Raw genomic sequence first — 26360 nt, 5'->3', positions numbered from 1 at the left:
TCACGGTTGACTTGATATACCGATTGGTATATTAGCCGTTCCATGAAATCAACAACTCTCCCCAGATCCGGACGCACCCGGCAATTGATCATCGAATCCGCTGCGCCCATCTTCAACAAAAAGGGCTATGCCGGCACCTCCATGTCCGACCTGACCACGGCCACGGGTCTGACCAAGGGCAGCATTTACGGCAACTTCAAGGACAAGGATGACGTGGCCGTGCATGCCTTTCAGCACAACATCGATCTGATCTTCGATTTCTTCTCCAAGGAACTCAAGGCAGCAGGGCCGACCATGGACAAGCTGCTGGCCTATCCCCGTGGTTTTCGCAAGATCTACCGCATGATACTCTCCTACGGCGGCTGCCCCATCCTCAACACCGCCGTGGAGGCCGACGACACCCACGCCGTTCTGCGAAAAATGGCCGTGGATGTGCTGGCGAAATGGAAAAAAAGCATCATTTCCCTGGTCGAAGAGGGAAAAACCGAAGGGGTCATCGATATGGCCACCAATGCAAAAAACATGGCGGAAATCCTCATCGCCATCATGGAGGGCGGCAGCGTTCTTTCCAAAGTCACCGGCGAGGAATCATACATACTCAACGCCATCGACACCGCAGAAAAGATAATCACCGACATGCGGCATACCGTGTAGTTGGCAGGACATACCAATCGGTATAAGATAAAAAAATGGATTCAAGGAGACGATCATGACCGATGTTTACAAGAAATTGGCCGAGCACCTGGACAACCTGCCGACCGGCTACCCCAGCACCGACTCCGGTGTTGAACTGCGGATTTTAAAGCGCCTGTTTACCCCCGAAGAGGCGGAAATAGCCACAACCCTCACCATGATGCCCGAACCGGTAGCGGGGATCGCTGAACGCACCGGCAGGGATCCGGCAGCCTTGGCCGAGACGCTGGCGGAGATGTCCCGAAAGGGTCTGATTTTTAGGATATCCAAAGGTGACAAAACCCTGTACAGCGCCGCTCAATTCATCATCGGCATCTGGGAATATCACGTCAACAGCTTGGACGAAGATCTGATCCGGGATGTCAACGAATACATGCCCATCTTGATGAAAAAAGGCTTGTTGAGCGCCAAGACCCAGCAGTTGCGGGTGGTGCCCGTCGCCAAGAGCGTATCGGCCGAGATGGCGGTCATGCCCTTCGAAGCGGCCGAAGCAATCATTAACAAACAATCCAAGATCATTGTCTCGCCCTGCATTTGCCGCAAAGAACAGAAAATGATCGGCAAGGGCTGTGACAAGCCCTCGGAGGCATGCCTGATCTTTGGCGCCGGTGCCTACTACTATGAGAAGAACGGCCTGGGGCGCGAAATCGACAAGGCGGAGGCGTTAGACATCCTCAAAGCCGGGGTGGACGCCGGCCTGGTGCTCCAGCCGGGCAATCAACAAAAATCAATGAACATCTGCATGTGCTGCGGCTGTTGCTGCGGTGTTCTTAAGAACCTGAAAACCTTGGACAAACCGGCCGAGGTGATCCATACCAACTACTACGCCCAGGTGGACGAGGATCTGTGCACGGCCTGTGAAGCCTGCGTGGAACGCTGCCAGATGGACGCCATCACCATCGATGAAGCCGCTCTGGTCGACCTGGACCGCTGCATCGGCTGCGGCCTGTGCGTCACCGACTGCCCCACCGAGGCCATCACCCTCGAGCAGAAAGCCGAAGACAGCCGCTATCTGCCGCCGAAGAATGTCTTCGAAACCTACATGAACATCGCCCAGGAACGCGGGCTGATGTAGGGAGACGATCATGGCCCAATGGCATAAAACCGGCTGCGTGTTGTGTGCCCAGAACTGCGGGTTGGAAGTCAAAGTGGCGAACAACCGCATGGCCAAGGTGCGGCCGGACAAATCCAATCCCAGAAGCCGGGGCTACGCCTGCCGCAAAGGGCTCAACGTGGCCCACCACCAGCACCACGCCGACCGGCTGACCCACCCGCTGAAACGCACCGCCACCGGGTTCGAGCGAATCTCCTGGGATCAGGCCATTGCAGAGATTGCCGAGAAGCTCGGCCGTGTGGTCGAAGAACACGGGCCGCGGTCCTATGCCTACATGGGCGGGGGCGGCCAGGGGTGCCACTTCGAAGCAGCTTTCGGCCGCACACTGATGAAGCTGCTGGGTTCCCAGTATCACTACAACGCCGTGGCTCAGGAGCTTACCGGAGCGTTTTGGGCCTGCGGCCGCCACACCGGCCGGCAGAGCGATTTTCACATCCCCGATGAGGCAAACGCCGACATGCTGCTGGCCGTGGGCTGGAACGGCATGGAGAGCCACCAGATGCCCCGAGCGCCCCTGGTGTTAAAGGAATTTTCCAACAACCCTGAAAAGCTGCTGGTGGTGATCGATCCCCGACAGTCCAAAACAGCGCGCCTTGCCGACATTCACCTGCCTGTCAGGCCGGGCACCGACGCCCTAATGGTACGGGCCATGATCGCCATCATATTCGAAAACAGCTGGGAAGACCGGGCTTACATCGATACCTACACCACCGGTTTCGACCGGATCCGCCCCTGGTTCGAAAACGTCTCGGTGCACGACGCGCTGGCCGTGTGCGGCCTCGAGGTCGAGCCGGTGGTCGACCTGTGCCGTGAGCTGGGACGGCGCTGCTGGTGCCTGCACACCGACCTGGGCATCTATATGAACCGCCACAGCACCCTGACATCCTGTCTGTACAACGTACTGCTGGCCGTGTGCGGTCGCCTGTGCGTGCCCGGCGGCAATGTCATCCCGTGCAAGTTCATACCCATCGGATCCCACACCGACGAGCGGGACCCAAAACACTGGCGCACGGTGAGCACCGATTTCCCCATCCTCATGGGCTACTCCCCGCCCAACGTGCTGCCCGAGGAAATTTTAAGCGACCACCCGGACCACATCCGCTCGGTGATCGTCTGCGCCAGCAACCCCCTACGGTCCTATGCGGACACAACCGCCTATGAAAAGGCGTTCAACAGCCTGGACCTGCTCGTCACCATCGAACTGGCCATGACCGAAACAGCTCAGCTTTCTCACTACGTATTGCCGGCACGCTCCGGCTACGAGTCCTGGGACGGCACCTTCTTCACCTGGACCTGGCCGGAGGTCTACTTCCAGATGCGTCAGCCGCTCATCGAACCCGAAGGCGAACCGCTTGAGTGCGGAGAGATCTTCACGCGCATCGCCGACGCCATGGGGTTGATTCCCACGCGTCCCGAGGCCCTTTACCAGGTTGCCCACAAGGATCGTTTCGCCTTTGCCGTCGAATTGATGACCCTGGCCCGATCCAATCCCGGCCTTATGAAGGCTATCCCGTTTATCCTGTCCAAAACCCTCGGCAGGGCGCTGGGATCCGGCAACCTGGCAGCCCTGTGGGGACTGCTTCTCACCGCACCGGAAAGGTTGAGAAAAGACGCCCTGCGGGCCGGGTTCGCCGTGGACGGCTGGGGAGAATCGATACGCACGGCTCCGGGCAAACTGCCGACCATTGTGAAGTCCATGGTCAGAAACCGCAGCCTGGTTCCCCTGGCCGGCCTGCATCCCCGCGCCGGATTCGGAGAAAAACTGTTCCAGGCCGTCATGGACCACCCTGAGGGCTTGTGGCTGGGCAAATCGGATGAAGCGGCCAACATGTCTGCCATCCGGACACCCAGCGGCAAGATTGACCTTTTCATCCCTGAAATGGACGCCTGGATGGCTGACCTCAGTCCCGAAAAGGAGGCAACGGCACTGACCCCCGATCCCGACTTTCCGCTGATTCTCATGGCCGGTCGCCATGTCCGCACCAACGCCAACACCCTGATGCGCAATCCCGAATGGAACCGGGGTCGCCGTGCCTGCACCCTGGCCATGCATGCCGATGACGCAGCGGCGTTAAAGCTTGCCGATGGCCAGCAGGTGACGGTTACCACCGCCGCCGGCCGGGAAACCATCGAATTGGAAGTCTCTTCCAGGGCCAGGGTCGGCCATGTGGTCATGCCCCATGGTTTCGGGCTCGACTACCAGGGCATGGTTACCGGGGCCAATGTTAACCGGCTGACCCAAAATACTCACCGGGACCCGCTGGCTGGCACGCCGCTTCACCGGTATGTTCCATGTCGGGTGGAGACCGCTTAGTGTCCGTACAGAACAGGCATCTTTCGGCCCAGGCCGGCGTTCTCGCTCTGCTGAAGTCCTCGACGTAGCGCTGCTACGCCTGCGGGTTCAACCTCACTCGGGCCTTGGCGTGACGTAGACCCCGCATTGCGGGGAACCCAAATATACCCGTTCTGAACAGACACTGTTTCAAATGAAAGGCTCACTTTGAGAAGAATTACCTATAAAGAGGCAAAAAATGAAATTTCTGAAACGAATTTTCGGCATCTGTGAAACCCCGCTGCCCGGCAACCCGCAGGCATGGTCTGTACAGAACGGATCCATTCGAATCGACCTGACCCGGATGCCGGAACTAAAAACCTCCGGCAGCGGCGTGCGTTTAGAGGGCCGGGGGCTCGACCCACGACTGCTGGTCTTACACGGCGACGACGGAAAATACCACGCCATCGCCAATCGCTGCACCCACATGGGCCGGCGCATCGACACCATCGCCGGCAGCAACACGATCGAGTGCTGCAGCGTCTCCAAATCAACCTTCACCTACGACGGGAAGCCGGTGGGCGGTGCGGCGAAAAAGCCAGTCAAGGCCTATCCGGTGGTCCAGGATGGCGAAACGCTTGTCATTGCACTATCCAATTAGGGATGTCCGTTTTTTCAACGACAACTGAACCGTAAACACCCCTCACCCCGGCCCTCTCCCCTCGATGGGAGAGGGAGACGTGTAATGTTGAACCATCCCTTAGGTGAACCAAGGCGATGTAAACGTCCCCTCGCCCCTTTGGGGAGAGGGACAGGGTGAGGGGAAATATTTTCAGGAGATCAAGATGACCACAAGCCTTTTGTTTGAATCCAGCACCATCAACGGCATGAACCTGGCCAACCGATTCGTCCGGTCTGCCACCTGGGAAGGCATGGCCACCGAAGACGGCCGCGTGACCCCCAGGCTGATTGACACCATGGTGGAACTGGCCACCGGCGGCGTTGGCCTGATCATCTCCGGCCATGCTTATGTGACCCAATCAGGCCAGGCCAGCCCCTGGCAGTTGGGCCTCTATGACGACAGCCTAATCGACGGCCTGCGATCCATGACCGATGCCGTCCATGCGGCTGGCGGCAAAATCGTGGCCCAGTTGGCCCACGCCGGCCACTTTGCCCTGGAAAAGGCCATCGGCACACCGCCCGTGGTCGCATCGAATTTCGAAGGACTGGCCCAGACGCCTCGGACCGAACTGTCCGTGGACGACATCCAGCGTTTAAAAAATGTCTATACTGAGGCCGCCCGACGGGCCCAAACCGCCGGCTTCGACGGCATCCAGCTGCACAGTGCCCATGGCTACCTGTTCAGCCAGTTTCTTTCGCCCTGGTTCAACCGGCGAACCGACGACTACGGCGGAACGCTCGACAACCGCGTGCGCATTCATGTGGAGACCATCCGGGCAATTCGAAAAGCGGTGGGCAGTGACTGGCCCCTGCTGGTAAAAATGAACTGCGAGGATTTCGCGGAGGGTGGCCTGAACGTGGCAGATAGCATTTCGGCGGCGGGGCAGATGGTGGCGGCGGGTCTGGACGCCGTCGAGTTGAGCGGCGGCCTGCTCACCGGCGGCAAGCTATCTCCCAGCCGGCCCAACATCAATAAAAAGGAGAAAGAAGCCTATTTCAAGGCGGCGGCCCAGGCCTTCAAACGGTCACTGGACGTTCCATTGATCCTGGTGGGCGGCATCCGCACCCTTGAAGTCGCTGAAAAGCTGATAGACGCTGGAACAGCCGACTACTTCTCCATGTCCCGTCCGCTAATCCGCGAACCGGGCCTGATCAAACGCTGGCAATCCGGCGACCGAACTCGGGCGCGCTGCCTGTCGGACAACCTGTGCTTTCGGCCCGGCATGACCGGCAAGGGGATCTATTGCGTGACCGAAGAACGGGAAAACAAATGAATTTCCCTTGAAGGAAGAGAACCCGATTCTATTGCAAAATCGTCAAGATGCCTTCATTTGACATTTTTCATTTGGCCTTTGGCATTCATGGTCTGCCTTTGTGCAGAAAATCCACCTCAACCACGCCGTCTTCCAGTTCAACCCGGCTGACCACCGGCGCCGTGCTGGCGATGATCCTTCTCCCAAGGATCACAAACCAACCGTGCGGGCTTGAGACGCAGGGCCTCGTGGACATCTTTGGCATGGGGGATCACCAGGTTGGCCCGGCAGCCGCGTTCCAGTCCGTAATCCTTCAGCCCTAACGCCTTGGCGCCGTTGACAGTCCCCGCATCGAACATCTGCCGGATCTGGCCGGTGCCGGTCATCTGGGCCACATGCAGCCCCATGTGGGCCACCTCCAGCATGTCATGGGAGCCGAAACTGTACCAGGGATCGTCGCTCTCGTCACAGTGCATGTCCACCATCAGCCCGCGGTCCGCGGCTAGTTCGCACAATTGCCGGATGGATTCGGCCCCCTAGTCCATGGTGCGCTCGATCATGCATTTGACGTCCTTCCCGTGTCCATATAGAAATGGTACATTTCGGCTCCCGGAAAGTCCCGAGCAGGAATCCACCGAGGGCCAAGAGATTCCGCTTTTTTAGACGAATACCTCCCAGAAGTTGATCTCATAAACAGGATTTTGTTCCAAGTTCAAGGCGGAAACGTCTTTTAACCCGCAGGCGCCCCGAAGGAAGTGCCCTTGGGGTGCATACTTGAAATATGTCGAGGAGTAAAAAGACGTTTCCAACAACGAAATTGGCTGCCGGATAAACGATCAATGCGCTTTTCCCGTTGACATCTTGCAATTAATCCTGCTTTTAAGCAAATGTCCAGCAGATCAATAGATTAATTGGAGAATAAATGACGGACTTCAAAGACAAAGCCAATTTGATTTGGGGAGTAGCAGACCTTTTGCGGGGTGATTACAAACAATCGGACTATGGAAAGGTCATCCTTCCAATGACGGTGCTGCGCCGTCAAGATTGCGTTTTGGCGCCCAAAAAACAAAAGGTGCTGGACTGTCTTCCAAAAGTTGAAAAACTTTCCGACAGTTCTAAGGATCTTACCTTAAATAAAATTGCAGGGGCCAATTTTCATAACCGCAGCAAATTCGATTTCGCCAAGTTGATTGCCGATCCCAATCATATTCCCGCGAACCTGCGCAATCATATCAACGGATATTCCGCTTCCGCCCGGGAAATTATCGAGTATTTCAACTTTGATGATCAGATCGAGCGCATGGATGATCCCAAGGCGGATATTCTGTTTCAAGTAGTTAAAAAGATTGCCGAGATCGATCTTTACGACATGGACACCATGCAAATGGGCTAAGTGTTCGAGGATCTGATCCGTCGTTTTGCAGAACAATCCAATGAAACCGCGAGAGAGCATTTTACCCCCAGGGAAGTAATCAAACTGATGGTTAACGTGCTGTTCAATGAAGATAATCAAGCCCTGACCCAGCCGGGGATTGTCAAAGCACTATATGATCCGGCCTGCGGCACAGGCGGCATGCTCTCCATTGCGGAACAGCATTTATGCGGTAAGGATAGCGGCATGAATCCCGACGCCAAGTTGGAATTGTTCGGGCAGGAAATTAACCCTGAATCCTACGCCATCTGAAAATCCGATATGCTCATCAAGGGGCAGAACCCCACGAACATCAAGTTCGGCAACACCTTTACCGTGGATGGATTGCGGGAAGAAAAATTTGATTACATGCTTTCCAACCCGCCCTTTGGCGTGGATTGGAAAAAAGCGACAAAAACCATCAAGGACGAACATAAAAAACTAGGATTTGCCGGTCGTTTCGGCGCGGGCCTACCGCGGATCAATGACGGCTCGCTCCTGTTTTTGCAGCACATGATTTCCAAGATGAAACCGCCGGAAGACGGAGGCAGCCGTATCGGTATTGTCTTTAACGGATCGCCGTTATTTACCGGCCAGGCAGGCAGCGGTGAGAGCAACATCCGCCAATGGATCATTGAAAACGATTGGCTGGAAGCAATCATCGCCCTGCCGGGTCAGTTATTCTACAACACCGGTATTTCAACCTATATCTGGATACTGAACAATAATAAGAGTAAACGGCGCAAGGGGAAAATTCAGTTGATCAACGCCACCGGCGGCAAGGATGAGGAATTGATCAAAGATGGCAAGATTGACGCTAACCGATTCTGGGAAAAGATGCCCCGATCTTTGGGCAACAAGCGCAAACAAATTGCCGAAAATGGGGAAGCCAAGGGGATCGGATTTATCACCAAACACTATGGCCACTTTGAAGAGAACGAATTTGTCAAAATCATGCCCAATGAATTCTTTGGTTACTGGCGGGTAACCGTGGAGCAGCCGCAAAAGGATGAAAACGGCCATATGATCACCGCCCGCGGGGACAAACCCAAACCGGATACCGCATTACGGGACTATGAAAACATCCCCTTCCTGAGAAAAGATCCGAACGATCATGACGGGAAACTGATCCCGCAGACCATTGAGGAGTATATCGAACGCGAGGTCAAACCCCACCTGCCCGATGCCTGGGTTGATGATAAAAAGACCAAAACCGGGTACGAAATTAACTTCACCAAGTATTTTTACGAGTTTAAACCCCTGCGGCCCCTGACGGAAATCAAGGCGGATATTCTGGCGTTGGAAAAGAGTTCCCAGGAACTGGAAAGGACGGTGCTGGAGGATTGATAATGGATCAAGACGAGCAAAATATTGTCATTTATAACACAGTAGATGGCAAGGCTTCCGTATCCCTTTTCGCCCAGGATGGAATGATCTGGATGAACCAGAGTCAGTTGGCTGAACTTTTTGACACCTCCAAGCAAAATATCGGGCAGCATATTGCTAACGTACTGAAAGAAGGCGAATTAGATAAAAATTCAGTTGTAAAGAATTACTTTACAACTGCCCCCGATGGAAAAAAATATAATGTGACCTTTTACGCACTGGATATGATTCTGGCTGTCGGTTTCAGAGTCCGCAGCAAAAGAGGAACCCAGTTCAGAATATGGGCAAACCGCAATCTGAAAGAATATATGATCAAAGGGTTTGTCATGGATGACGAGCGCCTTAAAAATCCCGAAGGCCGGCCCGATTATTTTGATGAATTACTGGAACGTATCCGCGAAATTCGGGCGTCTGAAAAACGCTTTTATCAGAAAGTGCGGGATCTGTTTGCACTAAGCAGTGACTATGACAAAACCGACAAAGCTACACAGATGTTTTTTGCCGAAACCCAAAACAAACTGCTCTTTGCAGTAACCGGGCAAACCGCCGCGGAAATCATACTGAGCCGTGTCGATGCGGATAAGCCCAATATGGCGCTTACTTCCTGGGAAGGCAGCGTGGTCAGAAAACAGGATATTTTTATTGCCAAAAATTATCTGGGTAAGGATGAAATCGACACGTTGAACCGTTTGGTTGTTATCTTTTTGGAAACAGCTGAATTAAGAGCAAAAAACCGGATCGATATTACGATGAAGTTCTGGCGTGAAAATGTGGACAGAATACTGGAATTCAATGAGAAACCTCTGTTGAAGAGAAAAAGAAAAATCAGCAATGCGATAATGAAGGAGAAGGTGAGGGAAATATACCAGTTGTTCGATAATAAACGAAAAATCTACGAAGCCGGACAGGCGGATAAAGAAGATATGGAAGAACTGAAGCGGCTGGGAAATAAAATAGAGCAGGGCAGATAATGAAACGGGACGAAAAATATAAGGACAGCCGGGTTGAATGGATTGGATAAAGGGAACTGCCCAGGGTGTTCAATCAAGAAGAGTACAAAATACTGATTGTCGCGGATAAATACCAGACCGGTTTTGATCAGCCTTTATTGCAAACTTTGTATGTGGATAAACCCCTGTCCGGCGTAAAAGCCGTCCAGACACTTTCCAGGCTGAATCGAACCGCGCCGGGCAAGGAGGATACGTTTGTCCTGGATTTCGTGAATGACCGGGAGGCCATATTGGAGTCGTTTCAGCCTTACTATGAATTCACAACGGTCAGCGAAGAACCTGAACCCAATCACCTCTACGATTTGAAGGCCAAACTGGATGAGCGCCAGGTTTATTTAAAATCGGAAATAGACGGGCTGGCCAAAATTTATTTCAATCCAACCACCCGGATGACCGCCAGGACGCAATCCAGGCTATACAGCTTCATCGACCCTGCCGTTGATCGCTATAAGGCGAAGGAGCCCGAACAGGAAAAAGAGGAATTCAAAAAAAGCCTGCGCACCTGGACGAATCTGTATTCATTTCTGGCCCAGATCATGCCGTTCCAGGAACCAGAATTCGAAAAGTTCTATGTCTACGCCAAGTTGTTGTTAACCAAATTGCCCAAGCGAGACATCTCGGAAAGCTTAAAACTGGTTGACGAAGTGGCCATGGAATATTACCGCCTGCAAAAAATCAAGGAAGGTTCCATTGACCTGATAACGGGCGAAGCCGGTGAGTTGAATGGCATGTCGGAAGCGGGTATAAAGCGGGCAAAAGAGGAAAAGGCCCCCTTATCGGAAATTATTGATGTATTAAATGAACGCTTCGGAACGGAGTTCGAGGAAGCCGACAGGTTGTTTTTTGAACAAATAGAAGCGGAATTGGTGGAGGATGCAACCTTGCGGCAACAAGCCAAAGTCAATAGCTTGATACCTTTAAATACGCATTTGAAGAGATGTCTATCGACAAACTGATCGAGCGGATGGATCAAAATCAGAAGATATTTGAAAAAATATTGGAAGACCAGTCTTTCGGGGGGATAGTAAAAGAATTGATGATGAAAAAAGTATATGCCAAATTGAATGAGAATTAAAATAGAAAGCACAGCCGATTCTTTCAGGGGTGCATTCTCATTACGTTTCATTTCGTTTTGCTGGTGATTGAACGTCATTTGCAGTTTGTTTTTTTTAAAAAAGCGACATCTGTCCTTTCAAATCCAATGTCATACCGGATTCGTCTTCAAAGTCCGCTTGTATCCCCTGGATCTCACGGGGCGTGAGGCCGGCCACGCTGGCGGTGATCGTATGGTCCTGTGCGTCTGCGGCCAGGTTATGGATGCGGCAACCGTCAGGTAGCATCGAGCGCAGCAGCGTTCGGGGGCGTAGCGTTTGTTTTTTGCGTTTGGGTATTTCATAGATCACCGTACGACCGGTGACCCTTTCCATGTGCCACTTCAGGTAAGCATAGCGCTCGTTTTCCGTATCGGATTCGCGGAAGGTAATTCTCACTATCGTTGCATCGATATGCAGCCTGGCGCCGAAAACCCCGGCCTGATTCAAGAGCCCCCGGGCCGATTTCCGGGCCGTTTCAACGGCGCACGTTCCCTCCAGCGCCTCATAGTGCAGCACCGGCTCGCCGTCCAGGCCGGCGGTAACCACCTCCGGCGGAAGGCTCATTAAAATCGACTGAACCGCTTCCATGGAGGTCGCCTCCCGCAGGCGCAGGAACGCATCGGGGCGGGTGACCTTGATTCCGGAGACCGACTGAGCCTGGCGGAACGGATCCGCACCATGACTGCGCCACTTTTTGGGAAGACCCGCCATCTGAGTGGCCCCATATTGCAATTGATGGGTGCTCCGGTCGACGATGTCAATGACGATGCAGGCGTTTTTACCGGGAGCCGTCCGCAGTCCTCGACCGATACACTGGGTGTACACCAGCGGAGAGGTGGTGGGCCTGGCCATCAGGATGCACGCCACCCTGGGATCGTCGAACCCCTCGGTGAGCACACCGTAGTTGGTCAACACCTGGATTTCGCCATTGGCGAAGCGCTTCAAGATCTCGCTGCGATTCTTGCTCTTGCCGTCGATTTTCTCCGCCCGGACCCCCAATAAGGAAAAATCCGCTGCCAAATCTGACGCGTGGTCGACCCCGGCGCAAAAGGCGATGGTCTTTTTACCCCTGCCCTGCTCCATCCACGCCTTGAGGGTCAACGCCCTGGTGGCGGGTGAGTTCATCACCCGGGAAAGCGCGCCCACCTGGAAATCGCCGGCCGACAGTTTTACCCTGTTCAGGTCCAGCTTCCCCCTTATGGTGAAATATCGCATGGGCACCAGATAGCCCAGATCCTCCAGATCGGGACGGGAAATTTCGAATGCGGTACGGCCGAAGACTTCCAGGGCGGACTTGCCGTCCGTCCGTTGAGGGGTGGCCGTCATCCCCAGCAGCAGGGTATTCCGATCCGCTTGGCTGTGAAAGTAGTCGATGACCTCCCCCCAGCTCGGCGCCAGGGCTCGGTGGCATTCATCGCAAATGATCAGGGCATACGCCTTGGGATCGAATTTTTCCTTGCGCCGCACCAGCGTTTGGACCGATGCCAAGACGATTGCCCCATTTCCGTGGGCGGTGCGCGCGCCCTGCTCAATCTGCACATTAAGCCCCGGCAGAAGTCGCCGAATGGTGCGGACGGTCTGGTTGAGAATCTCCCGGCGATGGGCCACAAAAAGCACCTTGCCGAACCCTTTCGTGTTTCTCAACGCCTTAATGATGTGGATCGCGATCACGGTTTTTCCGGCACCGGTGGGAAGATAGAGAAGCATGCGTCGCTGGTGCTTTTCCTTATAACGTGAGACGACGGCGGCAACGGCCTTTTTTTGATAGGGGCGGAGTCGAAAAGGCTTACGCATGAGTATTCAATTTTCCCAATACAGCTACAATGTCCCCGGTGGTCAGACCTTCCTGGGGCCACCGCACACTGTCGGCGCTTTCCAGATATATCCTTGCCAGGTCCCTGCCGAGCCATTGGCGCGCCTGGGTCGGGTCGTGATCGCTTTTTTGGGAGCGGGCGTAGGGTACCGGTCGGTCGGCCAGGGTCTGCCGGTGGGCCTGCTTTTTCTCGTTCTTGTCGGCGCGCACGGCCGTGACGTATTGGGGCAAGCCGGTCCGGCCATCCCAGATATGCCGTGCCCTGGGCAGGCGCCGGTGTCCGTCCCCTTCCAATACCCTCAGGGTTTCCAGCAGCCAATCCTGGAATTCCAAATCGAACCGGTGCCCGGTGGTCAGATGGCGGACGGCTGCCGCGATCTTCTCCACCGCCACCCCCCGGCGTCGGCTGGCGCCAAGCACGGGCAGCACGGCATCACGCCAGGACGGGCCCATCGGTTTTCTCCACGTGTAGTTCGGCGATCTCCAGCAGGTTGTATGCCGTGTGGTCGATCTCGATCTTTTTGTCCCCTTTGCGGATGGCCACCCACAATCCAAACAGGTCCACACCATCCCAGATGGCGCTGGTGTCATCGGTGTCACCCTGCCGGAGCCGACGGGCCTCCAACTCGAAGATGGGGCGCATGATGGAGGCGGAGTAAACCGCCCGGTTCACGTCCGATTGGAAACCGGGATCCGAAGCGGTGATCGACGCGGAAGACGGTGCCCCAGCCGGCGGTTCTGCGTCGGGGGGATCAGTTCTCTGCTGTCGTTTGACGAAATCGATAAGATCGAGTTGGATCGGCATCTGTGTCTTGAGACATTCGTTGCGGTCTTTTTTAATGAGCGCCTGCGAATATTACGAATCGGTATAGCCTAATTCTGATCGGTTTTCAATCAGGATAGGGAATCGTCAATCATCGATGCCGGCCAGGCAAATATATTTCATCTCCAGGTATTCATCTATCCCGTATCGCGACCCCTCCCGGCCGATACCCGACTGTTTCACCCCGCCAAACGGTGCTACCTCGGTAGAGATCAATCCGGTATTGACACCCACCATGCCGAACTCCAGGGCTTCGGACACCCGGAAGATCCGGCCCACGTCCCGGGCGTAAAAGTAGGCCGCCAGGCCGTAGATTGTGTCGTTGGCCATGCGGATGGCATCTGCTTCCGATGAAAAACGGATCAGCGGCGCCACCGGACCGAAGGTTTCGTCGGCAGCCACCGTCATGTCGGCAGCCACGTCTCCAAGCACGGTGGGCTGGAAATAGGTGCCGCCCAGGGCGTGGGGCTTTCCACCAACCAGCAGTTTGGCACCCTTGGAAATGGCGTCCTCGATGTGGTGGGACACCTTGGCAAGGGCCGCCGCGTCGATGAGCGGCCCTTGCTGTACATCAGGATCCAAACCGCTGCCCACCTTGAGTGTTTCCACCGCCGCCACCAATTTTTCTGAAAATTCCGCGTAGACGCCTGCCTGAACGAAAAGCCGGTTGGCGCACACACAAGTCTGCCCGGAATTGCGGTACTTGGAAATCATGGCCCCCTGTACCGCCTGATCCACGTCCGCATCGTCGAAAACGATAAAAGGGGCATTGCCGCCCAGCTCCAGGGACACCTTCTTAACCGTGCCGGAGCACTGAGCCATGAGCGTTTTCCCCACCTCGGTGGAACCGGTGAAGCTGAGTTTTCTCACTACGGGGCTGGCGGTAATTTCACCGCCGATCACGCCGGCTGACCCGGTGATCACGTTGAAAACCCCGGCAGGAATACCAGCCCGGTCGGACAGCTCGGCCAGGACCAGGGCCGTGAGTGGGGTTTGGCTGGCCGGCTTGACCACCATGGTGCAGCCAGCGGCCAGGGCCGGCGCCGCCTTGCGGGTAATCATGGCCGCCGGAAAATTCCATGGCGTGATGGCCGCGCACACCCCCACGGGCTGACGGATTACGATGATGCGCTGGCCGGAGCCGGCCGCAGGGATCGTGTCGCCGTATACCCGTTTGGCCTCCTCGGCAAACCACTGGACGAAAGAGGCGGCGTAGGAGATCTCCCCTTTGGCTTCGGCCAGGGGTTTGCCCTGCTCGCTGGTGAGAATCACCGCCAGGTCATCCTGGTGTTCCATCATCAGAAGATACCAGCGCTGGAGCACTTCTGCACGTTCTTTGGCTGTTCGACGGCGCCAGGCCGGCAATGCAGCGTCAGCCGCGTCGATGGCCTCGCGGACTTCCGCATCGGAAACGGAAGGCACACTGCCTAGCGTGCTGCCGTTGGCTGGATTGGTTACCGGGATGGTCTTGCCGGATCGGGCTGCGGCCCATTGACCGTTGATCCAGATCTGTTGGCGGAACAGATTTTTATCTTTGAGGTTCATCATGGTGGTATTTTCTCCTTATTCTGTAAAACCTTCAGCCTTATTTTAAGAAGAATCCCTTCTTCTCTAAAAATGCCTTCATATGGGGTCGGATCACCCGGCCCATGAGGTCGGCCATCTGGTGGGTCCAGGTCTCGTCCTTCAGGTTGCTGTTGCGGTTGAGGAAGTAGTGGTTGGTGGTCCGATCATAGGCCGTGAGCATGTCGGTGTCATGCTGTTGTGGATAACGGTCCGTGAACAGCACGGCATCGACCGGCAGCCGGGGTTTGGGTGGCGGATCCTGGGCCGGCCAGCCCAGACACATGCCAAACACCGGGTAGGCCTGATCGGGGATTTCAAGCAGGTCGCACACCGTCTGGGGATCGTTGCGGATGCCGCCGATGTAGACGCCTCCCATACCCAGCGATTCGGCGGCAATCAGCACATTCTGGGCCAGCAGCGCCGCATCGACGGTGGCGGTGACAAACTGCTCGGCCCAGCCCTTTTCCATGGCCGTATCCTGCATGCCGCAGGCGGCTTCCAGCCGGTTGAGATCGGCGCAGAAAACCAGGAAAACTGGCGCCCGGGCCACCCAGACCTGGGGCCCTGCCAGCTCGGATATGGCCTGCCGCTTGGCCATATCCCGCACCCGGAGAACCGTGTATGCCTGGACAAAATGAGACGTGGCCGCACACTGGGCTGCCGCGATGATTGCGGTCAGGGTCTGGTCGTCCACCTTCCGGTCCTTGAATTTGCGGATCGAGCGGTGGGATTTGAGCAGGTCGATGGTTGGGGTCATGGGCTATTCGCTTTCCGGCACCAGGGCCTTGGCAAGGAAGCGGGACAGTGTGCTTTTTTCCGTTTATGATCGGATTCTATACCAACCAGCCAGATTGAATCAATGCCCGAAACAGGGATTGATTTAAACTGGTCTCAAATATTACCCAGGGCTTTGTGAACCGAGGCAATGCTGCCTGCGGACAGCAGTGTCCGTGCGTGATCCCTACATGGGCCGATGGTCAGGCCTTCGATGCGCTGGTGCACGGCGGGCATGAACTGCGGATCGATGCTCAGCCGTCGGATGCCGATGCCAAGCAGAAAGGGAATCATCGACTCGTCGTGTGCCATTTCTCCACAGATGCTGATCGGTTTTTCACGATCGCCTGCGACCCTTACCACCCGCTCCAACGCCCGCAGCACCGAGGGGTGTTCGGGGCGGTAGTAGTCGGCTACCCGTTTGTTGCTACGGTCCACACCCAGCATGTATTGCACAAAGTCATTGGTGCCGATGGCAAAAAAATCGGCCTCAGCGGCAAACTCCGCCATGGTTTCCACCACCGAGGGCAACTCGATCATCATGCCGATGGCCGGGTGATCGTTATGGTCCAGCCCATCCGCCTTGAGCCGATCCTGGCAGTCGCGCACCACCTGGCGGGCCAGCAGAAAATCGTCCACCGAAGAGATCAGGGGAAACATGATCCCCACCGAATCGCTTCCGGCGGCGGCTCGCAGGATCGCCCGAACCTGCTGCTCGAAAATATCCCGGTATGCCAGGGTGAAACGGATGGACCGCAGGCCCAGCTCCGGATTCGGTTCGTTGACCGAGTCCGTATAGGCCAGCGTCTTTTCGCCGCCGATGTCCAAGGTGCGAAACACCACCGGTTTGCCGTCCATGGCCGCCACCACCTGACGATAGACCAGGTACTGCTCGGTTTCCGAGGGAAACGACGGCCGGATGAGAAAGGGAAATTCGGTGCGGTAGAGGCCGATGCCCGCCGCCCCCATCTCCCGGGCCAGGGGCAACTCGCCCAGTAGATTGATATTGGCCAGCAGATCGACCCGTGTATCGTCCCTGGTGTGGGCAGTGCCCGCCCGAACTGAGGTCTTTAGCCCTGTCACCTTCTGTATGGCCTGATGGCTGGCATCGAAACGGGCAATGATGTCCGCCGATGGATCCACGTAGACATTGCCCACCTCGCCGTCCACCAATACCGGCGTCACCTCGGGCAGGTGCATCAATTCCGGGCACTGGACCACCACCATGGGAATTTTCAGGGAACGGGCGATGATAGCCACATGGGAGGTGACCCCGCCGTTGGCCAGCACGATGCCCGCCACCGATTCGGCGGCCAGTTTAAGCAGCTCCGATGGGTAAAGCGCCTGGGCGATGACCACCCTGTTGCTGGTGTCCCCGTTGCCATCCGGTAATGGCGGCGCCAGATTGTTCAGCAACCGGCCGGCCAGGTCTTCGATGTCGCTGATCTTTTCACGGATGTAGGGATGGGGGCTGTCGGCAAACAGGTCCAGGTAATGGCGGGCCACCTCGCGCACCGCCCGGCTCGCCGGATCCCCCTTTTCGATCTGCTCAGCCATGCGGTCGATGAATTTAGGATCCTTGAGCATCATGAAATGGGCGGCGAAAATCAAGGCTGCGCTCTCCGGCAACCGTTCGGCACATCGCTGCTGTAAGGCGCTCAATTGTTCACCGGTATTTTTCACCGCCCGTCGAAAATCAGCCATCGTTCCACTGTCGACCACAGCTGATTCGGCCACCAGGCTACCGTGACTCCTACCCCAGACGGTCGCCCGGGCAAAAGCGACACCACCGGAGGCAGACTGCCCCTTGATGAATCCCAGGTTACACACCGGGCGCTCGGGAATGCTGCACATGCGCTGCAGATCCATCAGCAGTCGGGCATTTTCCAGGACCGCGGCCAGTTGGGCACCGGTGGCTTTCAGAGCCATCACATCGCTGGTCTCGAAATAGTCCGATTCGGTGTGTTGGACCACCAGCACGCCGATCTTGACCACCCCCTTTTGAATGGGAACGGCCAGAAAGGATTCGTATGCCAGCTCATCGGTTTCCGGAAAATAGCGAAAATGCGGGTTGTTGCTGGCGTGCCCCTCACACACCGCCTGGCGGGTCGCCATCACCGTGCCCACCAGTCCATGGCCGGAGCCCATGCGCACCCGGCCCACCGCTTCCGGATTCAATCCAACCGTGGCCTTGAGCACCAGCTCGTCGGCCGTCTCATCGTATAGATAAATGGAGCAGACCGGCGTTCCCAGGTGCCCGGAAACCAGCGCCACGGTTCGTTGGAGGAAATTTTCGATGTTTGCACTGCCGGTGACCAGCGCGGACAGATCGCTCAGATCACAGAGCATGTTCAGCAGGTCCTGCCGTTTGCCGCTCATAGGCATCTCGGGCCTTTCATCTCCTGGAATGTTCGGTTTGAGTGGATAATATAATGCATGTCCTGTACCGGGTCCAGTATCAGGTCTGAATCCGGTTAGAATGGAATAGACATCAAGAATTACGACAAAAATGCGCTTCGGTATCGAAATTTATTACTTTTTTGTAGTATGTTGCCGCGTTGTGTGAGCCGATCAACCCGCATGCGCACCAGGCCTATCAAGGGCCTTGCCAAGCACCCCGCGCATGGACATATTTGGTATGTGCATTGCAACAATGGTCCCGGGTACTATAGCCCTTCGGAGATGATCACAGGAGCCGGAATGTTGAATGATCCACCTTATAAAGGCCTTTACCGCTCATCATTCGAGCATGACGCCTGCGGTGTGGGCATGATCTGCGACCTGAGCAACCGTAAAAGCCACGCAATGGTCCAGGACGCCCTGAAGATCCTGGAGAACCTCACCCACCGGGGCGCCTGCGGCTGCGACGAAACCACCGGTGACGGCGCCGGAATCCTCATCCAGAAGCCCCACCTCTTTTTGCAGCAGGCGGCCCGGGAGGCGACCATTCACCTTCCGACCGAAATGGATTATGCCGCCGGCCTGGTGTTTCTGCCGTCGGACAAGGGTCTGCGCAAGGCAGCCCGAGCAGCGCTGTCGGCTGCTGCTGAAGAGAAGGGACTGAACTTTTTAGGATGGCGAAGCGTGCCGGTCAATCCGGATGCGGCCGGCGAACTGGCTCGACGGGTGATGCCGGTGATCCAAATGGCTTTCGTGGGCAGGGGTGACGCCGGCGGGGATGCCTTAACCTTCGAACGCAGGCTTTATCTCACGCGCAAAGCCGCTGAAAACCGAGTCCGCAATATGTTCGATCCGGGGGAGACCCTGTTTCACATCGCCAGCCTCTCTTCGCGAACACTGGTTTACAAGGGCATGCTGCTGGCGGACCAGATGACTGCATTTTACCCTGACCTCTGCGACCCGGCCATGGCCAGCGCCCTGGCCTTGGTCCACCAGCGATACAGCACCAACACCTTTCCCTCCTGGGACCTGGCCCAGCCCTTCCGCTACCTGTGCCATAACGGCGAGATCAACACCGTGAAGGGCAACAAAAACTGGATGCGCGCCAGGGAGCCTCTCTTCGGCTCCGGTATTTTCGGTGACGACATCGCGGACCTGATCCCGGTCTCCACCCCCGGTGGCAGCGATTCGGCCACCCTGGACAACGCCTTGGAGCTGCTCTTGCACACGGGACGCCCCCTGGCCCAGTGCATAATGATGCTGGTTCCCGAGGCCTGGCAGCACCACGACACCATGAGCCGGACAAAGCGGGATTTTTACGCCTACCACGCCTGTCTCATGGAACCCTGGGACGGCCCGGCAGCCATCCCCTTCACCGACGGCGTCAGCGTGGGCGCCGTGCTGGATAGAAACGGCCTGCGGCCCAGCCGTTATACGGTCACCCGGGACGGCCGGGTGATCATGGCCTCGGAAACCGGCGTGCTGCCGGTAGATCCTGCCAACGTGGCCACTAAGGGGCGCCTGGAGCCCGGCCGCATGTTCCTGGTGGATCTGGAGCAGGGCCGCATCATCCATGACGACGAAATCAAGGAGAGTATGGCCGCAAGGCAGCCTTACGGCCGATGGCTGAAAGAAAACCAGCTACGTCTGGCGGACCTGCCCCCGGGGCAGCCGGAGCCGGAACCGGCCGGTAAAAATCTGGGGGTCGAACAGCATCGCTTCGGTTACACAGCCGAAGACCTCAAGCTGATCATAGGCCCCATGGCCGAAAGAGGCCTGGAACCCACCGGCTCCATGGGCGACGATATCCCCTTGGCCATTCTATCCAAACGACCCCGCCTGCTCTACGACTATTTCCGCCAGCTGTTCGCCCAGGTGACCAACCCACCCCTTGACGCCATCCGGGAGAAATTGGTCACGGCCCTTTCCACAACCATCGGGCGCGAACACAACCTCTTTGCCGAAACGCCCGTGCACTGCCGCCAGCTGCACCTGCCGCATCCCATCCTCACACCGGCGGATCTGGCCGCCATCCGCGCATCGGACCACGATATTCTGAAGTCGGCAGACCTGTCCATCTCCTGGCCCCAGGCCGACGGTGGGCCGGGATTGACCCGCGCCCTGGAAGCCTTGTGCCGCCTTGCCGTTCGGCAGGTGGAAGCGGGAGCCCACCTGCTGATACTGACCGACCGGGACATCCCCGACGGCCATGCCCCCATACCTGCCCTGTTGGCCACCGCCGCCGTGCACCACGGTCTCATTGCCGCCGGCATGCGCGCCAAATGCGGCCTTATCGTCGAGACCGGCGAAGCGCGGGAGATTCACCACTTCTGCTGCCTGCTGGGTTACGGCGCCGGGGCCGTCGTTCCCTGGCTGGCCTTGGCCACCATCGACAGGCTGGCCGATACGGGCCGGCTGGACCAAACCGAGCCGCAGGCGGCGCGCACAAACTATATCGGCGCCGTTAAGAAGGGGATACTCAAAGTCCTGTCCAAAATGGGCATTTCCACCCTGCAAAGCTACCGGGGAGCCCAGATATTTGAATGTGTGGGCCTGGACCCATCGGTCACGGATCGCTGGTTCAGCGGAACGGTCTCGCGCATCGGCGGAGCAGACATGCAAACAATCGCCCGGGAAATCAAGATGCGCTGCACCGGGATGGATCGACATGCAGTCACCGACACGCTCCTGCCCGCCGGCGGCCGATACAAATGGCGACGGGACGGCGAAGCCCACCAGTACAATCCCGCCACGGTCCCCCTGCTCCAGCAGGCCGTGCGACAGGACGATGAAGAGGCGTGGCGGAACTACCGGGAAGCGGTGCACGAGATTAACCGGGAAGAAGGGCTGATCCGCGGCCGGTTTGAATTAAAGCCCGCCGTTACACCCGTGCCCATAGAAGAGGTGGAACCCTGGACCGAGATCGTCAAACGCTTCAAGACAGGCGCCATGTCATACGGTTCCATCAGCAAGGAGGCCCACGAGACCCAGGCCATTGCCATGAACCGCATCGGCGGAAAAAGCAACAGCGGCGAGGGCGGTGAGGATGCCGACCGCTTCTCACCCGATGCCAACGGCGACTGGCGCAACAGCGCCATCAAGCAGATCGCCTCGGGCCGCTTCGGCGTGACCATCGGATACCTGTCAAGCGCCGTGGAACTCCAGATCAAGATGGCCCAGGGAGCCAAACCCGGCGAAGGCGGCCAGCTGCCCGGTGAGAAAGTATACCCCTGGATCGCCGCCACACGCCACAGCACCCCTTACGTGGGGCTAATCTCGCCTCCGCCCCACCACGACATTTACTCCATCGAGGATCTGGCCCAGTTGATCTACGATTTGAAATGCGCCAACCCCAATGCCCGCATCAATGTCAAGCTGGTCTCCGAGGTGGGGGTGGGCACGGTGGCCGCCGGTGTGGCCAAAGCCGGTGCCGACGTCATCCTGATCAGCGGTGAGGTGGGCGGCACCGGCGCCTCGGGGCTCACATCCATCCGCTATGGCGGCCTGCCCTGGGAGCTGGGACTGAGCGAAACCCAGCAGACCTTGATACAAAACGGCCTGCGTGACCGGGTGGTGCTGGAGTGCGACGGCCAGCTCAAAACCGCCCATGACGTGGCCGTGGCCTGCCTGCTGGGCGCCCAGGAGTTCGGCTTCGGCACCATTTCCCTGGTGGCGCTGGGGTGCGTCATGATGCGAGTATGCCACCTGAACACCTGCCCGGTGGGTATCGCCACCCAGGATCCGGCGCTGAGAAAAAAGTTCACCGGCAAACCCGAGCACCTGATCCGGCTGATGCGCTTTATCGCCGAAGACCTGCGGGCCATAATGGCCCGGCTGGGTTTTCGCACCATCGACCAGATGTCCGGTCAAGTTGACCGGCTGAACATCAACCCCGCCCTGGGCCACTGGAAGTCCCGCGGCCTGGATCTGAACCCCATCCTGCACCAGCCTGCGCCGCCGGAACACATCCTACGGTTGTGCATCCCCAAAGAGCTGATAAACGATACGCAAACACCGCCGGATGACGACCTGATCCGGCGGGCCCTGCCGGCCCTGCAAGATGGATTGGCCACGCAGATCGATATGCCCATTACCAACATCCAGCGTACGTTAGGCACCCGCCTCAGCCATGCCATTGTCAAACGATACGGCGAAAAAGGACTGCCAAACGACACCATTGTGATCAACGCCGCCGGCAGCGCCGGCCAGAGCTTTTTCGCCTTCGGCGCCCCGGGCATCACCGTCCATGTCGAAGGGGATGCCAACGACTACTTCGGTAAGGGCCTTTCCGGTGCGGTACTGGCCATCCGGCCGCCGGAAAAAGCCGCTTTTGCCGCCGAGGAGAACATCATCATCGGCAATGTGGCCCTTTATGGTGCTACCGCTGGTCGGGCCTATATCCGGGGCCGGGCCGGGGAACGTTTCTGTGTGAGAAACAGCGGAGCCATGGCCGTGGTGGAGGGGGTGGGCGACCACGGCTGCGAGTACATGACCGGCGGTCGGGTGGTGGTGCTGGGCCCGACGGGGCGCAACTTCGCCGCCGGCATGAGTGGTGGTGTCGCCTATGTCCTGGACGACGCAGACGGGCGCTTCAGGAAACACCGCTGCAACCGTGAATCGGTGGACCTGGAGCCTTTGACAGGGGATGACGAAGCCGAGTTGGTCGGCCTCATCGAAGCCCACTTCACCTTCACCGGCAGCGTGGTGGCTTCACGGGTACTTGAATCTCGAGAGCGCATTAAGGGGCGATTCATCAAGGTGATGCCCAGGGAGTACAAACAGGCCATTATCCGGCTGACCAAAGAGGAGAATTAACGCCATGGGAAAGCCCACGGGATTCATGGAACACGACCGGCAGCTGCCCGACAGGCGCCCGGTGAAAGAGCGGCTGGGGGATTTTAAGGAAATCTACCTGCCCTTTCCTGAAGCGACACTGTACGCCCAAGCCGCCCGCTGCATGGACTGCGGGGTGCCGACCTGCCACGCCGGCTGCCCCCTGGGAAACCGCATCCCGGACTGGAATGACGAAGTATACCAGGGCCGCTGGGAAGCGGCCTTCAAACAGCTCATGGCCACCAACAACTTTCCTGAATTTACCGGTCGCCTCTGCCCGGCCCCCTGCGAGGAGGCCTGCGTACTGGCCATCAACGCACCGGCGGTGACCATCGAACAGATTGAAAAGACCATCATCGAACACGCCTTCGAAATGGGGTGGGTTCGTCCGCAACCACCTTTGCGGCGCACGGGCAAAACGGTGGTGGTGGTCGGCTCCGGTCCTGCCGGCCTGGCCTGCGCCCAGCAGCTCAACACAGCCGGTCACACGGTGGTCGTATTCGAACGGGACGCCAAGCCCGGCGGACTCCTTCGCTACGGCATTCCCGACTTCAAGCTGGAAAAACCGGTGGTGGATCGACGACTGGACCTGATGGAAAGAGAAGGCATCGTGTTTAGGACCGGCATACAAGCCGGTGTAGACATTACTGGGGAGACCCTCAGCACCGACTTCGATGCAATAGTCGTCTGCTGCGGAGCCACCCGCCCCCGGGACTTGCCTATCCCCGGCCGCGAGCTCGACGGCATCCACTTTGCCATGAATTTTCTCACCGGCCAGAACCACGTTGTTTCCGGCGAAGCCGATACGATTTCCCTGAACGCCGGCGGCCAGCAGGTAATCGTTATCGGCGGAGGCGATACGGGCAGTGACTGTATCGGCACCAGCCACCGCCAGGGTGCCGCGTCGGTGCTAAATTTCGAGCTGCTTCCCCAGCCGTCGAAGGACCGTCCGGAATCCCAGCCCTGGCCTTACTGGCCCATGCGCCTGCGCACCAGCAGCAGCCACGAGGAGGGCGGAAGCCGCAATTGGAATATACTCACCAAACGATTCATCGGCGACACCAACCGGGTGCGGGCACTGGAGACGGTACGAGTGCAATGGACCGGTGAGGCCGGCCGGCAGGATCGCTTCGAAGAGATTCCCGGATCGCAAAAAACCTGGCCGGCGGACCTGGTGCTCCTGGCAATGGGATTTGTCGGCCCGGATCCGGACACCCTTGTTGCCCAGCTCGGGCTGGCCCTGGACGCACGGGGCAATCTCAGTACCGGCATCGACTTCATGACCTCACGGCCTGGCGTCTTTGCCGCCGGAGACGCCCGCCGTGGACAGTCTCTGATCGTCTGGGCCATCTCCGAAGGCCGCGAGGCAGCCCGGGCCGTAGACATGTTTCTCATGGGCCGGACCGACCTGCCGGAGAAAGGGTGCTGCGACCTGCCGCGGGTGTAACCGTAGAGGGTATCATATCGATTCCTCAAACAACCGTCTCACCCCAGGACTGACCTTCCCGGCCGTTTCCCTCTGTTTTCCCGGTGAACGCTGTGGTATTATATGGGCCATCACCCGAATCAATGGGCTCCCATAGCATAAGGTGAAAGCCATGGATTATTTCGAGTACCGCGACGGAGAACTCTGGGCGGAAGGGGTTCGCGTCAAGGAATTGGCCGAGCGCTTCGGTACCCCGCTGTATGTATATTCAAAAAGAACGCTCGCGCGCCATTACAACGCCTTCGACACGGCCCTGGAGGAACTGGATCACCTGATCTGCTTTTCGGTCAAGGCCAACAGCAATGTCAGTCTCCTTCGCCTGCTGGGTGGCCTCGGGGCCGGCGTGGATATCGTCTCGGGGGGAGAATTACACCGGGCTCTGACGGCCGGCATCGATCCCCAAAAGATCGTCTTCTCCGGCGTGGGCAAACAGGAACACGAGATCCGAGAAGCCCTGAAGGCCGACATTCTCATGTTCAATGTAGAGTCCGCCCAGGAGCTCAAACGCATCGGGCGCATCGCCGCAGCGGTGAACACGCCGGCGCGGATCAGCATCCGCATCAACCCCGATGTGGATGCCAAGACCCATCCATACATCTCCACCGGGCTCAAGAAAAACAAGTTCGGTCTGGATTTGCTCGAGGCTGCCGGTGCCTATCTGCTGGCAAAAGAGACGCCTTTTGTAGAACCGGTGGGCATGGATTGCCATATCGGGTCCCAGCTCACCCAGATTGGTCCTTTTGTGGAAGCCCTTAAGAAACTGCTCTCTTTTGCGGACCGGCTTAAGTTGTCGGGCGTTGATATCCGCTACCTCGATCTAGGTGGGGGGCTGGGCATCACATACAACGAAGAGGCGCCACCCCTTCCTGCGGAACTGGGCCGGGCCGTTGCCGATACCATCGCAGGCCGAACGCTCACCGTCATCCTGGAACCGGGCCGGGCCATCGCCGGCAATGCCGGAATTCTGGCCACCCGCGTCCTGTATACCAAAAAAACCAGCGCCAAGAACTTCGTTATCGTGGATGCCGCCATGAACGACCTGGTGCGCCCCTCTCTTTACGGCGCCTATCACCGCATCGGAGAAGTAGCCCCCAAGGATCGTGAAGAGATCGTCGTGGACGTGGTGGGCCCCATCTGCGAAAGCTCGGATTTCCTGGCCCAGGACCGCCGGCTTCCCACGATTGAACCTGGTGAATATCTGGCCGTCTTCTCCGCCGGCGCCTACGGATTCACCATGTCTTCCCAATACAACTCTCGACCCCGGGCCGCCGAGGTAATCGTCGATGGTGATCAGGCGACGCTGGCCCGCCGGCGGGAAACCTATGCGGACCTCATCGCGTTGGAGGTTTAGCTGTTTGGTAGGAATCCGATGTCTGCGATTCCATCGATCCCAAAATAACCTTCGTGGTACTCCTGGCCACGGCCATCGTGGAGCGACGCGGCGGCATGCTGGTGCACAGGGCCATCATCGCCCGTGAATACGGCCTGCCGTGTATCACCGGCGTAGCCGACGCCAGCGCCCTGATTCACAGCGGCGACCGGCTCACCGTGGACGCCTACCTGGGTATCGTGACCATCGACAGGTGACTCCATTGTAATAATTTGAGAAGTTGGCAAGGATCCGTCGATTGCGGACTAAAGTAATTCAGTAAATTATGGATCCGCAATCATCCATTGGATCATGAATCAACCAATTGGACTTGTTCACCAGGCTTTCTGCCTCTGATTCCTTCTTGACAGGGATACCCTTG

19 protein-coding genes and 1 pseudogene are annotated in these 26360 nt (G+C 57.6%); 13 read left to right on the top strand and 7 right to left on the bottom strand.

Annotated elements, in window-relative coordinates; genetic code table 11:
• Positions 1 to 42: 42 nt before the first annotated feature.
• The 5 genes from QNK41_RS05750 (at position 43) to QNK41_RS05730 (ending at position 6034) form a co-directional block, all read left to right on the top strand.
• Entirely contained in the window at positions 43 to 654 is a 612-nt protein-coding gene (locus QNK41_RS05750) for a TetR/AcrR family transcriptional regulator (RefSeq protein ID WP_319254672.1), read from the top strand.
• 55 nt (positions 655 to 709) lie between these two features.
• Positions 710 to 1768, top strand: coding sequence for a 4Fe-4S binding protein (locus tag QNK41_RS05745; protein ID WP_319254670.1), 1059 nt, complete (start codon positions 710 to 712; stop codon positions 1766 to 1768).
• A gap of 10 nt (positions 1769 to 1778) precedes the next feature.
• The gene (locus QNK41_RS05740) at positions 1779 to 4121 is read left to right on the top strand and encodes a molybdopterin-dependent oxidoreductase (protein ID WP_319254668.1); all 2343 of its coding nucleotides are present in this window, start codon (positions 1779 to 1781) and stop codon (positions 4119 to 4121) included.
• A gap of 217 nt (positions 4122 to 4338) precedes the next feature.
• Positions 4339 to 4740, top strand: a complete 402-nt coding sequence (locus tag QNK41_RS05735; RefSeq protein ID WP_319254666.1) for a ubiquinol-cytochrome c reductase iron-sulfur subunit — start codon at positions 4339 to 4341, stop codon at positions 4738 to 4740.
• Between the two features lie 184 nt (positions 4741 to 4924).
• Positions 4925 to 6034, top strand: a complete 1110-nt coding sequence (locus QNK41_RS05730) for an NADH:flavin oxidoreductase (RefSeq protein WP_319254664.1) — start codon at positions 4925 to 4927, stop codon at positions 6032 to 6034.
• 137 nt (positions 6035 to 6171) lie between these two features.
• On the opposite strand, the gene QNK41_RS05725 is transcribed toward QNK41_RS05730, so the two are convergent.
• Positions 6172 to 6528, bottom strand: a complete 357-nt coding sequence (locus QNK41_RS05725) for an amidohydrolase family protein (protein WP_319254662.1) — start codon at positions 6526 to 6528, stop codon at positions 6172 to 6174.
• A 407-nt stretch (positions 6529 to 6935) separates the two neighbouring features.
• On the opposite strand from QNK41_RS05725, the gene QNK41_RS05720 reads away from it, so the two are divergent.
• The 4 genes and pseudogenes from QNK41_RS05720 to QNK41_RS05705 all read left to right on the top strand — a co-directional run bounded on the left by QNK41_RS05720 (position 6936) and on the right by QNK41_RS05705 (position 10776).
• On the top strand, positions 6936 to 7406 hold the full coding sequence (locus QNK41_RS05720; protein WP_319254660.1) for a type I restriction-modification system subunit M N-terminal domain-containing protein: 471 nt from the start codon (positions 6936 to 6938) through the stop codon (positions 7404 to 7406).
• Positions 7407 to 8771 (top strand): annotated as a pseudogene (locus QNK41_RS05715) (class I SAM-dependent DNA methyltransferase).
• A gap of 2 nt (positions 8772 to 8773) precedes the next feature.
• Positions 8774 to 9781, top strand: a complete 1008-nt coding sequence (locus QNK41_RS05710) for a virulence RhuM family protein (RefSeq protein WP_319254658.1) — start codon at positions 8774 to 8776, stop codon at positions 9779 to 9781.
• A 65-nt stretch (positions 9782 to 9846) separates the two neighbouring features.
• Entirely contained in the window at positions 9847 to 10776 is a 930-nt protein-coding gene (locus QNK41_RS05705; RefSeq protein ID WP_319254656.1) for a UvrB domain 3-containing protein, read from the top strand.
• 213 nt (positions 10777 to 10989) lie between these two features.
• Here QNK41_RS05705 and QNK41_RS05700 read toward each other — a convergent pair whose 3' ends face one another.
• The 6 genes from QNK41_RS05700 to ptsP all read right to left on the bottom strand — a co-directional run bounded on the left by QNK41_RS05700 (position 10990) and on the right by ptsP (position 18275).
• A complete protein-coding gene (locus tag QNK41_RS05700; protein ID WP_319254654.1) occupies positions 10990 to 12708 on the bottom strand; it encodes a DEAD/DEAH box helicase in 1719 nt (572 codons plus the stop codon).
• On the bottom strand, positions 12701 to 13180 hold the full coding sequence (locus QNK41_RS05695) for a hypothetical protein (RefSeq protein WP_319254652.1): 480 nt from the start codon (positions 13178 to 13180) through the stop codon (positions 12701 to 12703). Before QNK41_RS05695 ends, QNK41_RS05700 begins: the two co-directional genes overlap by 8 nt.
• Positions 13161 to 13532, bottom strand: coding sequence for a hypothetical protein (locus QNK41_RS05690; RefSeq protein ID WP_319254650.1), 372 nt, complete (start codon positions 13530 to 13532; stop codon positions 13161 to 13163). Before QNK41_RS05690 ends, QNK41_RS05695 begins: the two co-directional genes overlap by 20 nt.
• A 105-nt stretch (positions 13533 to 13637) precedes the next feature.
• A complete protein-coding gene (gene gabD / locus QNK41_RS05685) occupies positions 13638 to 15098 on the bottom strand; it encodes an NADP-dependent succinate-semialdehyde dehydrogenase (protein WP_319254648.1) in 1461 nt (486 codons plus the stop codon).
• Between the two features lie 37 nt (positions 15099 to 15135).
• Positions 15136 to 15873 carry an oxygen-insensitive NADPH nitroreductase gene (gene nfsA, locus QNK41_RS05680; protein WP_319254646.1) on the bottom strand — a complete coding sequence of 246 codons (738 nt, stop codon included), beginning with the start codon at positions 15871 to 15873 and terminating at the stop codon, positions 15136 to 15138.
• Between the two features lie 134 nt (positions 15874 to 16007).
• Positions 16008 to 18275 (bottom strand): phosphoenolpyruvate--protein phosphotransferase, encoded by a 2268-nt coding sequence (gene ptsP / locus QNK41_RS05675; RefSeq protein ID WP_319254644.1) that lies wholly within the window; start codon positions 18273 to 18275, stop codon positions 16008 to 16010.
• A gap of 315 nt (positions 18276 to 18590) precedes the next feature.
• Here ptsP and gltB point away from each other — a divergent pair, with 315 nt between their 5' ends.
• The 4 genes from gltB (at position 18591) to QNK41_RS05655 (ending at position 26196) form a co-directional block, all read left to right on the top strand.
• Entirely contained in the window at positions 18591 to 23105 is a 4515-nt protein-coding gene (gene gltB, locus QNK41_RS05670; protein ID WP_319254642.1) for a glutamate synthase large subunit, read from the top strand.
• Positions 23106 to 23109: 4 nt separating this feature from the next.
• A complete protein-coding gene (locus QNK41_RS05665; RefSeq protein ID WP_319254641.1) occupies positions 23110 to 24570 on the top strand; it encodes a glutamate synthase subunit beta in 1461 nt (486 codons plus the stop codon).
• Between the two features lie 151 nt (positions 24571 to 24721).
• Positions 24722 to 25960, top strand: coding sequence for a diaminopimelate decarboxylase (gene lysA, locus QNK41_RS05660; protein WP_319254640.1), 1239 nt, complete (start codon positions 24722 to 24724; stop codon positions 25958 to 25960).
• Positions 25961 to 25992: 32 nt separating this feature from the next.
• Positions 25993 to 26196, top strand: a complete 204-nt coding sequence (locus tag QNK41_RS05655) for a PEP-utilizing enzyme (protein WP_319254705.1) — start codon at positions 25993 to 25995, stop codon at positions 26194 to 26196.
• The last annotated feature ends 164 nt before the right edge of the window (positions 26197 to 26360 follow it).

The sequence above is a fragment of the Desulfosarcina sp. genome, assembly GCF_033791525.1.
In the GTDB taxonomy this organism is placed as follows: Bacteria; Desulfobacterota; Desulfobacteria; order Desulfobacterales; family Desulfosarcinaceae; genus Desulfosarcina.
Note: the sequence above shows the minus strand (reverse complement) of the source record. Positions and strands in the feature narration are given on the sequence as shown.